The sequence below is a fragment of the Dehalogenimonas sp. NIT-SK1 genome (assembly GCF_055384165.1).
The window spans coordinates 1,027,563-1,039,866 of sequence record NZ_AP042352.1 but is presented as its reverse complement, the minus strand read 5'-3'; the positions used below and the strand labels follow the sequence as shown (position 1 = coordinate 1,039,866).

Sequence of the window (12,304 nt, the reverse complement as noted above, 5' to 3'; positions counted from 1 at the left end):
CTCCCGGATAACCGGTTTATAAAGTGCTCAACCAAAAAACAAGGAGGATAAGAATATGGTACGTGTCGCAGAGGAATGGTTTGCGGTATGCGGAGGATGTGAGGTATCAATTTTAGATATTGGAGAACCACTCCTGGACCTGTTGCCTAGTCTGGAATTTGTACACATGCCGGTGTTGATGGACCATAAATTGTTTGGTCAAACCGGTGAAAAATCAGAGATGGAAATTCCCGATGCTGATGTTGGGATTATCAGCGGAAGTATCCGCAACCAGGAAAATAAAGAACTGGCTGAGGAAATGCGCCGCAAATGTAAAATTATTATATCTTTGGGTTCTTGCGCTAATTTTGGCGGTATTCCCGCCTTGGGTAACATGTATTCCAATGAAGAAATATTTGATAATAGCTATCGCCAGAGTTCCAGTACTGAACCTGGAGAGAATCCGACTCAGGACTTGCCGGCCTTTACTGACCGGGTTTATTCTGTGAATGAAGTAATCAAAGTAGATATTTCGATTCCCGGCTGCCCCCCCACGCCAGAATGGATTGCTAATGCCTTAGTAGCTTTGTTGGAAGGCAAGACATTTAGTTTGCCTGAGCGCAGTGTTTGCGATGACTGCCCCGTAGTCAGGGAAAAAAAGGCTAAGGTTGATATCCGCCGACCATTGCAATCAGCGGAATTTACACCCGGCCGATACGATAATATGCGCTGCATGAATGAACAGGGTATTTTATGCTTGGGGCCAGCCACACGAACCGGATGTGGTGGTTCGGAAAAAACACCTCGTTGTATAAAAGCTTATATGCCCTGCCGCGGATGTTACGGTCCAATTCGCGCTGGAGCTAATCCGATGGTAGATATGATGGGTGCTCTTTCTTCAGTAGGACTGGATCCGAAGCAGATTGAAGACCGGATGGCCACTTTTAACCGGTTCATCGGGGCAGGGCGATTACGGCCCATGCCGACACGCAAATAATATAAGGAGTTAAATATGAAAGAGATAGTTATTCAACCTGTTTCACGTATTGAAGGCGGCGCAAAAATAACGATCAAGCTAGATGACAACGGAAATGTAGCCGACACCCAGGTTAATGTACTTGAATTGCGCGGGTTTGAAAGATTCTGTGTTGGCCGCCCGGTCGAAGAGATGCCTCGTATCACTACACGAATTTGCGGTGTTTGCCCCTGGTCCCATCATTTAGCTTCAGCTAAGGCATGCGACGCGGTTTTCGGAGTAGAGCCGGCCCCGGCTGGACGTAAGCTACGGGAGCTATGCAACAGTATTGCCTACATGGAAGAACATATACTTCATTTCTATTTCTTGGGCGGCGGTGATTTTGTTATGGGCCCTGACTCAGACTATGCTTTAAGGAACGTCTTTGGAATAGCGCAAAAATTACCGGACGTAGCTCGGAATGTTGTTAAGGTTAGACACATGTGCGCCCATATGTTGGAGATTATTGCTGGTAAAGCTATTCATCCGACAGCCGCTGTCCCCGGTGGGTTCTCCAAGCCCTTGACCGAGGATGAACGGAAACAACTTATTCCCATGGCTGAGAAAGCCTTCGAACTGGCAAAATTTTCCATTGATTACGCAAAAAAGAATATTTTCCCGGCTTATCTTGATGTGGTAAAAACGGTAGGGGTTATCAAAACCGGCTTTTTAGGGACAGTTAAGGATGACGGTGCCATGGACCTTTACAACGGGAAGCTGCGGATGATGGACACTGAAGGTAATTACGAGGAGTTTGAACCTAAGGATTACCTTGAATACATTTCAGAACATATTGAGCCATGGTCTTACGTAAAATTCCCCTATAACAAAAAGTGGGGCGAATTCTCCATGGACCCAGAAAATCCAAATGGCATATTCAGAGTTAATACATTGGCTCGCATGAATGTGGCTGATAAGCTCAGCACTCCTTTAGCCCAGGCTGAACTCGAAGAATTCAGGAACACTTTCGGTCGACCAGCTCAGCAAACCATGCTCTATCATTGGGCGCGTCTTATTGAGCTTTTGTACAACGCTGAGAAGGCATTGGAACTACTTAATGACCCTGAAATCACATCCACGGAAACCAGGGTTGCGGTTACTCCCAGAGCCGCTAGGGGAGTGGGATGTACTGAAGCACCACGTGGCACTCTCATTCATGACTATACCACCGATGAAAAAGGCTTGGTGACTTCCGCCAATCTCATTGTGGCGACATGTATGAATAACGCGCCGATTAATATGTCGGTTAAACAGGCAGCCAAAATGTTGATAAAAGACGGAAAGTACGACCAAGGTATTCTGAATACAGTGGAAATGACTATCAGGGCTTATGATCCCTGTCTTTCATGTGCCAGTCATGATTTGAATGGTCAGATGGCTTGTAAGCTGGATATTGTAGCTGCGGACGGTGAACTCATCGAAACGCTGACAAATCAATAATGGAATACGTACCGGATTACTACAAAAAACAAATATTGATAATGGGAGTGGGTAATCCGTTATTCGGAGATGATGGTTTTGGCCCGGCCGTGGCGGAAGAATTGGAACGTCGCGGCCGGGTTCCGTCTTTTGCGGCTGTCCTGGATGTTGGAACCGGGGTTCGGGAAATTCTGTTTGACTTGATAATCAGTCAGCAAAGACCTGAGGAAGTAGTGATAGTTGATGCGTTGGAGTGCAGCCGGGAACCAGGTGAAATTTTCAAGGTAAAAATTGATGAAGTTCCATCAATCAAACGGCATGATTTTTCGTTACATCTGGCTCCTTCCCTTAATCTGCTGAAAGAACTAGAGGAAAATTCCGGCGTTAAGGTCACCATATTAGCCTGCCAACCCGAAACGATACCAGAAATTGTCACTGGCGGTTTATCCGAAGGGATACAGACAGCGGTGCACGAAGCCGCGCACTATATAGAAAGCAACTACTTCAAAATAACAGATTAAGCGTTTTCGTCGGACCAGTTCTGCATGATGCGTTTAATGCGTTCAGCCAGTTTTGGTGAGTTACGCAAGCGCTGGATAAATACCGGGCAGGCTTCGACCATGGAATTTTGAACAGCTTGAGCCATGTTGGCCATCATGCCCTGCATCACGGTGTCATCAGGGATGTTGATTCCAGTCCCCTGCTGTGATTCCAGTTGACGCTGGATATCTTCCGGTGAGAAACGCATTGGCATAACGCATGATTTATACCATGGACAATCTCGGCATTGAGCTATATTGCTGGCTTCATTAAGTATATCGTCTGTCATAAAAGCACCTCATTAACATGTTTAACTGCGCTTTACATTATACTATAAACATATTGGTTGACTCACATATGGCGTAGTTGCATTTATGTTGAAAGAGCGGATACCCAGTAGGGTTCAGCCTAATTTCTTTAAAGCAAATTCTAATTCCGACTGGTTTAAGAACGGACCAAGTTTAATATCAGTGATTTTTCCGTCGCTGTTAATAAAATAGGTGGTTGGAGTGAATCTGACATCGTATTCAATCGCAACACTGGCGTTTGAATCCAAGAGCACCGGGAAAGTGTATCCATTATCAAACATAAATGCCTGCAGGTCCTCTTTTGAATCCTGGATAGCTATTGTGAGCATTGCGACTGAGTGTTCATTATCATAAGCAGCTTGGATATAGGGCATTTCTTTAATGCAATCCGGGCAACTTAATGCCCAAAAATTAATCAACACAGGCTGTCCGGAAAATTGATTCAGCGAGATTTGTTCGCCGTTTAACTCATTAAGAGTGAAATCCGATGCGGAAGCGTCGGATGAATCGCTGGAACAACCAGCCATTGTAAAAATGGCAACAGTCAAAAATAATGATATTAATCTGCGTTTCATGATGGAATCCTCTTTGGTGTCTTATGATACCATTATATTTATTGTTCCGGTCAATATTAGAACCCCCACCATAGCCAAGGCGAAACCGCCGGCGATATAGAAAAGGAACGTATATCGGTTTATGCGGCGAATTAACGGTAGGGCAGAGCCTATGAACAGACCGATAACTATAAAGGGTATACCCATACCAAGAGAAAAAGCAAACAACAGACCACCAGCCTGAGCGGTATTTTCTCCTGCTATGGCCAGTGTCAAAATACTGCCAAGAATGGGGCCTACACAGGGGGTCCAGGCGAACGTAAATACAGCACCGGTGAGGAAAGAACGAACATAACCCTCGGAACCCAAAGTAATATTCAGCCTTTTTTCGAAATTTAGACTTGGAAAACGGGCAGCAGCTAACATGTATAATCCGAATATCAACAATATCGACCCGGTTATGTTGCGTACCACCGGTTCATCAGGGCTAATGAAACTGCCGGTAAAGCCGGCGATAATTCCTAGCAGGGTAAAAACCAAACCAAACCCGGTTATAAATGCGACAGAATGCAAAAAAAACACTGAACGTTTGACTGTAGCTATTTTGGAGTGGTCAAGAAATTCGGGGCCGACTAAAGCTGCAAAATACACTGGAATCATTGGTAGAACACAAGGAGATATAAAGGCAGCAAGCCCACCACTGAATGCCAGTACCAGATTTGGATTTTCCATAAAACAGACTAATTATAACGGCTGTTATCGGATAATCAAAAATATCATACTTTCGATGGTGTAATCTCTTGATGATGTTAAAATACGTAACTTATGATATAATCTATGATATTATGGGTTTACCATATGGCCATTTAATGTATATTTGACGGACTGAGATGTTCGTTAATCTTTATTAGGAGTCTGGGTATTGAAAGTCTATCATATTGCTTATGAGCCCTCGTATGGCTCAGTTGATATTCACATTTGGACAAAATGCACGTTGAACTGTCGAGCGTGTTATACCAACTGGGAGCTTTATGATTTTGGACTGTATGATGATGCTCTAGAGGATATCAAGAACCGCACGCGTACCGTCGCCCCGGACAAGTTTCTTTCATACGATGAAGTTATCAATTACCTAAAACCTCTTAAAATAAAATACGCTGTGTTTATGGGTACTGAAGCGGCTCTCGATCCAGAGTTGCCTAAACTGGCAAAAGAACTGCACGAGAACTGGAATTCTTACAACATATTGCTAACCAATGGCGTAGTTATGCCTAATCTGGATGATATTGACCAGGTTATATTTAGTCTGAAAGCATATACTGAGGAAGTTTTCAATGCCTACACTGGCAGGTCCAACAAGACAGCACTCGAGAACTTCGCCAATATAGCTAAAACCGGAAAAAATTTACATGCTGAAGTAGTTTTCATTCCGGAGCTTATTGAAGCGGACGAGATAGAAAAGGTAGCCCAATTCGTTTCAAGCGTAGATCCGAAGATACCATTCCGCATTGACGCGTATTTCCCGGTGCCCGAATGTCCCTGGCGGGCAGCAACAAATGCTGAAGTTGAAGAAGCCGCTGATCGCGCGAGAAAATATATGGAAAATGTTACTATTCTTACGCTGGATATGAAACGTATTGGAGACAAGGCGGTAAAGGTTTACTAATGACGACCAACGTGTCAAAACACGGTCTTCTTGAATTGACACCTAACGCCTCGAGGGTATTGGAAAAGAGATATCTCAGGCGTGACCAACAGGGAAATATTATAGAGACTCCTGCGGAGATGTTTCGTCGTGTTGCTGTTGCGGTTGCTGAAGCTGAGAATAATTACGACTCAAATATTGATGTAGATAGTTTAACAGAACAATTTTATGACCTGATGGCAGGCCTATATTTCCTACCCAATTCACCCACTTTACTTAACGCCGGCACTACAAGCGGACAGTTGGCTGCCTGTTTCGTTTTACCGGTTGATGATTCAATAGATGCTATTTTTGACGCTGTAAAATACACCGCTCTGATACATAAAAGTGGTGGAGGGACCGGTTTTTCCTTCGCTCATATCAGGCCTTCGGGAGATATGGTGGAAGAGCGTTATGGCTCGGCGACTGGGCCAGTTGCTCTAATTGATGTATTTTCAAAGGCTGCTGATTATGTACGGCAGGGCGGCATTCGCCGAGGGTGTAATTCGGTGGTGTTGCCTGTCAATCATCCTGATATCATGGATTTTATCAAAGCTAAAGCGGACCCTCTGTCTCTAACCAATTTCTATATTTCCGTGGCTGTGACCGATGATTTTATGGAAAAGGTCAAGCAAGCCGAAGATTATGAACTTATTAATCCCCGTAATGGTGGAGTAACCGGTAAGCTTAATGCCAAAATGGTATTCGAAAGAATTGTTGACCAAGCATGGAATACAGGTGATCCGGGATTTGTGTTTATTGACCGAATAAATCGAGACAATCCAACACCTAAACTTGGTCGTATTGAAATTATAAGTGGTTGCGGGGAACAGACTTTACTGCCTTATGAATCATGCAATCTTGGATCAATAAATCTATCCCGCATACTAAGAATCAATGGTGGTGTCGTAGAAGTTGATTATGAGAAGCTTGGAGATATCATACCTTTAGCCGTAAGATTTCTTGATAATGTGATCGATATTAACCAATTCCCCATACCTCAAATTGAGGAAATGACCAAGAGAACCAGAAAAATCGGCTTGGGTGTAATGGGTTTTGCTGATATGTTGTATCAGATGGGAATACCATATAATTCTACCGGGGCTGTTGAGACAGCTAGGCAGATCATGGAGTTTATTCGTGATAAAGCTCATGACGCTTCCCGCCAATTAGGTAAAGAGCGAGGTTCTTTTCCAGCTTTCAAGGGTAGTGTTTATGACGCTACAGGTAAAACCCCAATGCGTAATGCCGCCTGCACCACAGTAGCTCCAACTGGAACTCTCTCCATTATTGCCGGTTGTTCAAGCGGTATTGAACCAGTTTTTTCCACGGTTTTTGTTAGAAATATATTGGACGGCGAAAATCTTCTTGAAGTTAACTCACATTTTGAAAAAGCAGCACGTGCCGCCGGCGTCTGCACTATGGACTTAATGCAAAGGCTGGTTCGCTGTAATCACCTGCATGAGCAACTGGATGTTCCCGAGGAAATTAGACGGACATTTGTTACTGCGCATCAAGTGAGTCCCGAGTGGCATGTAAAGATACAGGCTGCTTTTCAGGAGTTTACCGATAACGCTGTTTCTAAAACCGTTAATTTTTCCCGATACGCCACCCGTGAAGACCTGAGCAGTGTTTTTATGATGGCCTATGAGTCAGGTCTCAAGGGGATAACTGTTTACCGGGATGACAGCAGGATGTTGCAGCCTCTATGTACTGGTGATACTGGAGTTGAATTAGTCACCTCGTATTTTACTAGAAGGTAGTCTTTCATCACTTTAATTGTTGACAGCGAGAGTTTATTGCGTTATATTATAGACAAATGTAACTTAATAAATACAAGTACACTTGATTTAAAAGAGGCCTAAAGGAGAAAGAAAATATGATTTTACGAAACACAGCCGAGTATGCAAAGCGCTTTTTAGGAATAATGGTTTTAGCTATTGTGATGCCTGTCTTATCCGGAGTGTTGACCGGCTGTGATGAAGAAGTGGAAGCACCTCCGCAGACTACCGATCAGGCTACTTATCCAATGACTATTACTGACCATGCCGGCCGCAATATAACTCTAGATGCCGAGCCGGCTACAATTATCAGTCTCTTACCCAGTCATACTGAAATAGTTTTTGCCCTGGGTTTGGGTGATAAGGTTGTGGGTGTAGATGAATACAGCAATTATCCAAATGCTGCATTGAATAAAAAAAATGTTGGTAATCTGTATGCTGTAAATTATGAAGAAATAGTCGCTGCTAATCCAGATATTATACTGGTCGATATTTCTGCCGTGGACCTTGGTGTTGTGGATCAATTGACCACTTTGTTACCCGAAAGTAATACAGTTGTTGTGAAAGGGACCAAGATTAATTCATTCCAGGAAGTATATGAAACTATAGAATTGATCGGTATGATTACGGATAGCAGTGATGAAGCCGAGAAAATAGTGAGCGATATGAAAAATCGTGTTCAGGCAGTGACAGATAAAACCGATGTATTGACTGAAGCGCAAAAGGTAAAAACGGTTTACATAATTTGGCATGAGCCTTTGTATGTTCATGGGGGAGATGCTCTCGGCTCAGCATTAATTGAGGCAGCCGGCGGAACAAATATCTTTGTTGATAACGAAGGCGATGCAGTACAGCTGGAAGAACTGGTTGATCGCGATCCTCAGGTGATTTTGGCTTCAGCCAGTGAGAGTATGGGTGATTTGGCTTACCAGTTTGCCCTTAACGACCCGAATTTGGAAAATACTGAAGCTCGAGTTAATGATGCAATTTATGGAATGGATGATGATTTGACCGGGCGTCCCGGGCCAAGGCTGGTTGAAGGACTTGAGGCAATGGCCAAGTTATTGCATCCCGAATTGTTCGATTAAATAAGATAAAGCGAGACACTATTTACATACAGAGTAACCTGGATTTCAGGTGCACGGGTGCAAGTCCGGTGCAAGTCCGGCACAGTACCGCCTGCTGTAACCGATAAAAACTATCGGGAGTCAGAACCCCGGCTCAGGCTAGAAAACTCCGCGGTTGAGGAGGCAATAATGATAAATTCGAAATATTGATACAGAAGAATTACTTAACAGAAAACAATCATAAAAATTTATCAAGTTAAGGATATCGCATGAATATAAGAAAAACAGGATTTGCATTATTGATGACATTAACCCTAATCTGCGGTTTTAGCTTGTCCGTAGCTTGTGACGGGGATAGAGATGATGCAATAGTACCTACTACGACAAATCCCATAGCGGAAACCACATATCCCTTAAATATTGTCGACCAATTAGGAAGAACTGTTACTATAGAGTCTGAACCGCAGCGAATAATATCCCTTTCACCAAGCAACACTGAGATTGTTTATGCTTTGGGCCTGCAAGATAGACTGGTGGGGGTTACCGATTATTGCAACTATCCTGAGGTAGCATTGGATAAACCCAAAGTTGGCGGTTTTTCTACGGCTGATGTTGAATTGGTAGCTGATGCGGAACCTGACCTTATTATCGCAGGCAACATACATGCCAGTAAAGTCATTCCTCAGCTCGAGGAATTAGGATACACAGTCCTTGCGCTTAGTCCTGACAATCTGGATGAGGTCCTCGAAGCCATTGCCATGACGGGAGAGGCAGCAAATGTTAACCAGCGGACCCAAGATTTAGTTGACGACCTTAGTAACCGCATAGACGCGGTTTTGAACAAGACATCATCTTTAAGTGATGAACAATTGACCAGTGTCTTTTATATTGTATGGCACGACCCTTTGCAGAGCATAGGTGGAAACACTTTCATAAACAGTTTAATTAAAGCAGCCGGAGGGGTTAATATCGCGGCTGAAATCGAAGAAAAATATCCTAAAATGAGCTTAGAAACGGTTATCGGAGAGAATCCGCAGGTTATAATCGCGCAGATAGGTATGGGGTCCGGCCTGGACGCGCCATTGGTCTATGCTCAGACTGAACCTTTGTTAGCTGAGGTGAGTGCCCGGGAAAATGAAAAAGTATTTGGAGTAATATCTGATGTAGTCGGCCGCCCCGGCCCAAGGATTGCTGACGCTTTGGAAGAACTTGCCGAGATGCTTCATCCAGAGCTTTTCGGGTAGAATATATATACTGGGGCGGGTCATAATGCCCGCCCCAGTTGCCCGGTAAAATAAGGTAATTAAAGGAAATAGTGTATTGACCATATCCGACATCCAGGAGCGAGCTGCCGCAATTTCCAGGTCATGGACAGCGCGGCTAATTGCTATTTCCATATTACTGGGTGTACTGGTATTTGTTGGTTTGTTTGCTACTACTCTGGGAAGCGTAAGCATCCCGCTTGGTACCACTTTCGGCATATTGTTATCCAAACTTCCTTTTATCGAGATTACACCGGATTGGCCGGCATCATTTGAAATAATTATTGAGAATATTCGGATGCCACGTGTATTGCTGGCATGCATTGTTGGCGCTGCTTTAGCCGTAGCCGGAGCTACATACCAGGGTTTGTTTCGTAATCCATTGGCCGACCCGTACTTAATTGGTGTGGCACAAGGGGCAGCACTCGGCGCGGTAATCGGCTTTTTATTCCCGATTGTTATTTTCGGTGGGGTAACCGGCATAATCCCAATCTTTGCTTTTTTGGGTGCTTTATTCAGTGTTGCTTTGGTGTATATGCTGGCTCGAGTAGGCGGTATGATACCAGTCACAACTCTTATCCTGGCAGGCGTAGCCATGGGATCTCTGTTTTCTGCCATGGTGTCCTATTTAATCACCATCAGCGGCGATAAAATCCACGGAATTATTTTCTGGATGATGGGCAGCTTTTCTTCCAGCCAGTGGGATGAAGTCAAGATAACTTGGCCAATAATTTTGATTGGTATCGCGGTTATATTTTTGTTTGCAAGGGCTTTAAACATTATGCAGCTGGGGGAAGAGCAGGCTAAGCAACTTGGAATTGATGTTGAAAAAGTAAAAATAATTTTGCTGGCTGTTTCCACATTAATTACTGCGGCCGCTGTCTCCTTTGTAGGCATAATAGGTTTTGTTGGTATTATCGTACCTCACGCTGTTCGATTGATATGGGGACCTGACCATCGGTTTCTATTGCCTCTTTCGGCTTTAGTTGGGGCAATATTCATGATACTGGCTGACATTGTAGCCAGGACACTGCTTGCTCCGACCGAGATTCCGATTGGTATTATTACAGCATTGTGCGGGGCACCGTTCTTTCTTTATCTGCTTAGAAAACGTACCAAGGTGTTGTTCTAATCATGCTTACTGTGGAATTAAACAGAGTATCACTGGCTTATGGGGAAAAAGAAGTTGTGCGTGACGTGAGTTTCCGCATGGTTCCCGGTGAAATGGTTGGTTTGGTGGGCCCGAACGGATCAGGGAAATCTACCCTGATAAAATCTTTAAGCCGAATATTGCTGCCTGTCAGAGGCAATATTATGGCTAATGGGCGTAATATTTCTAGGCTAAGCAGACGAGAGCTAGCCTGTCTTATCAGTGTTGTACCGCAAACTCCATGGCTGCCCAGCGCATATACCGCTTTTGAAATTGTGCTCATGGGTAGAAATCCTCACCTGGGAACATTTCAATATGAAAGTGAGAAGGACCTTGCTGTTGCTTGGGACGCGATGGAGCGAGCCGGAGTGCAACAGTTTGCCGAACGAAGAATTTCTGAATTATCAGGTGGTGAAATTCAGAGCGTTTTAATTGCACGGTCTTTAGCCCAGGAAACTGAAGGTGTACTACTGGATGAGCCCACCGCCAATCTTGACATAGGCAGACAGATTGAAGTCCTGGATTTAATAAAAGAAGAATGCCACAGACGAAACTTAACGGTTATTGCTGCAATTCATGACCTTAATTTAGCAGCCCATTATTGTGAAAAATTAGTTCTTATAAAGAATGGGGAGCTTTATGCTTTCGGTATGCCCGATGAAGTTATAACCACCGAAAATATCTGCGAGGTGTATGGTCCGGGCAGTTACGTTCATTCACATCCTTTAACAGGGCTTCCGGCGGTGTTGCCACGTGTAGGTAACACAAAAAATGGAGATTCATATTGCTAAAGGAAAAAATTTAATGGGGTGCTGTTCGGAAATTATCGCCACTATTAATGGCATTATTATAGAAGTGATACATCACCGGATATGGAATGAACCGGCTAATGCACTTCTGGTGCATCTTCCTGATAAAAGTCGAACCCTTTCCGGGATGCAGGGATATCGGAATGTAAAGGTAGTAGTTAACTGTTACATTCCCCAGGCATTGTGGAAGAAACTCCTTGACCCGAAATCTGATTGGCGGGCATATTACCGAAATGTAATAAGATCCAGCGAATTTGAACCCCATTTATCGTTGGATAATGCTACTGTACTTACAACAGGCGTTACTATGGAACATCTGGCGATAAAGGAGATGAAACACGGTAATTTGTGGGCTTTAGCTTTAGTGACAGCCGGGGTTGAAAGTAATGCCCTACGCATAGGGGTAGACGTCGGACAACATCATTATCCTATCGGCACAATAAATACAATTGTTGTTACTTCGACTGAACTGACCCAAGCGGCTATGGCGTCCTCTTTTATTACAGCGACTGAGGCCAAAGTAATTGCTTTGGAGGACTTGGGCGTTAAAAGCAGTTATACTCCAGCGTATCAGGCTACTGGTACTGGTACCGATCAAATCGTAATAGTCTCCGGCAAACAAGAAAGATGCGCTTATGTAAGCGGGCATACTAAAATAGGGGAATTAATAGCAAAGGCGATAACAGCGGCTACTAAAGAAGCGATTATCAAAAGACGCAAGGCGCTTTATTCTTAG

General features: G+C 44.0%; 13 protein-coding genes. 10 read left to right on the top strand and 3 right to left on the bottom strand.

The features are described 5' to 3' along the window. The first annotated feature begins 55 nt into the window (after positions 1-55). From ACZ48S_RS05410 to ACZ48S_RS05400, 3 genes are read left to right on the top strand one after another with little or no spacing between them, the layout of a single operon-like run. Positions 56-976, top strand: a complete 921-nt coding sequence (locus ACZ48S_RS05410) for an NADH-quinone oxidoreductase subunit B family protein (RefSeq protein WP_464211609.1) — start codon at positions 56-58, stop codon at positions 974-976. A 15-nt stretch (positions 977-991) separates the two neighbouring features. Next, positions 992-2,434 (top strand): Ni/Fe hydrogenase subunit alpha, encoded by a 1,443-nt coding sequence (locus tag ACZ48S_RS05405; protein ID WP_464211608.1) that lies wholly within the window; start codon positions 992-994, stop codon positions 2,432-2,434. Further along, complete coding sequence (locus ACZ48S_RS05400) at positions 2,434-2,934, top strand: hydrogenase maturation protease (protein ID WP_464211607.1); 501 nt, start codon at positions 2,434-2,436, stop codon at positions 2,932-2,934. The genes ACZ48S_RS05405 and ACZ48S_RS05400 overlap by 1 nt, the downstream gene beginning before the upstream one ends. Here ACZ48S_RS05400 and ACZ48S_RS05395 read toward each other — a convergent pair. The 3 genes from ACZ48S_RS05395 to ACZ48S_RS05385 all read right to left on the bottom strand — a co-directional run bounded on the left by ACZ48S_RS05395 (position 2,931) and on the right by ACZ48S_RS05385 (position 4,547). Beyond that, complete coding sequence (locus ACZ48S_RS05395) at positions 2,931-3,242, bottom strand: hypothetical protein (protein ID WP_464211606.1); 312 nt, start codon at positions 3,240-3,242, stop codon at positions 2,931-2,933. The genes ACZ48S_RS05400 and ACZ48S_RS05395 overlap by 4 nt on opposite strands. 114 nt (positions 3,243-3,356) lie before the next feature. Further along, positions 3,357-3,836 carry a TlpA family protein disulfide reductase gene (locus ACZ48S_RS05390; RefSeq protein ID WP_464211605.1) on the bottom strand — a complete coding sequence of 160 codons (480 nt, stop codon included), beginning with the start codon at positions 3,834-3,836 and terminating at the stop codon, positions 3,357-3,359. A 21-nt stretch (positions 3,837-3,857) separates the two neighbouring features. Beyond that, the gene (locus ACZ48S_RS05385; RefSeq protein WP_464211604.1) at positions 3,858-4,547 is read right to left on the bottom strand and encodes a cytochrome c biogenesis CcdA family protein; all 690 of its coding nucleotides are present in this window, start codon (positions 4,545-4,547) and stop codon (positions 3,858-3,860) included. A gap of 190 nt (positions 4,548-4,737) precedes the next feature. Here ACZ48S_RS05385 and ACZ48S_RS05380 point away from each other — a divergent pair, with 190 nt between their 5' ends. The 7 genes from ACZ48S_RS05380 to ACZ48S_RS05350 all read left to right on the top strand — a co-directional run bounded on the left by ACZ48S_RS05380 (position 4,738) and on the right by ACZ48S_RS05350 (position 12,304). Then, positions 4,738-5,481, top strand: coding sequence for a radical SAM protein (locus ACZ48S_RS05380; RefSeq protein ID WP_464211603.1), 744 nt, complete (start codon positions 4,738-4,740; stop codon positions 5,479-5,481). Next, on the top strand, positions 5,481-7,262 hold the full coding sequence (locus ACZ48S_RS05375; protein ID WP_464211602.1) for an adenosylcobalamin-dependent ribonucleoside-diphosphate reductase: 1,782 nt from the start codon (positions 5,481-5,483) through the stop codon (positions 7,260-7,262). The genes ACZ48S_RS05380 and ACZ48S_RS05375 overlap by 1 nt, the downstream gene beginning before the upstream one ends. A gap of 116 nt (positions 7,263-7,378) precedes the next feature. Further along, complete coding sequence (locus ACZ48S_RS05370; RefSeq protein ID WP_464211601.1) at positions 7,379-8,368, top strand: ABC transporter substrate-binding protein; 990 nt, start codon at positions 7,379-7,381, stop codon at positions 8,366-8,368. A 281-nt stretch (positions 8,369-8,649) separates the two neighbouring features. Then, on the top strand, positions 8,650-9,591 hold the full coding sequence (locus ACZ48S_RS05365; RefSeq protein ID WP_464211600.1) for an ABC transporter substrate-binding protein: 942 nt from the start codon (positions 8,650-8,652) through the stop codon (positions 9,589-9,591). A 76-nt stretch (positions 9,592-9,667) separates the two neighbouring features. Next, the gene (locus tag ACZ48S_RS05360; RefSeq protein ID WP_464211599.1) at positions 9,668-10,741 is read left to right on the top strand and encodes a FecCD family ABC transporter permease; all 1,074 of its coding nucleotides are present in this window, start codon (positions 9,668-9,670) and stop codon (positions 10,739-10,741) included. A gap of 2 nt (positions 10,742-10,743) precedes the next feature. Next, entirely contained in the window at positions 10,744-11,550 is an 807-nt protein-coding gene (locus tag ACZ48S_RS05355; protein WP_464211598.1) for an ABC transporter ATP-binding protein, read from the top strand. After that, positions 11,531-12,304: an adenosylcobinamide amidohydrolase gene (locus ACZ48S_RS05350; RefSeq protein WP_464211597.1), complete on the top strand. Its 774-nt coding sequence runs from the start codon at positions 11,531-11,533 to the stop codon at positions 12,302-12,304. Before ACZ48S_RS05355 ends, ACZ48S_RS05350 begins: the two co-directional genes overlap by 20 nt.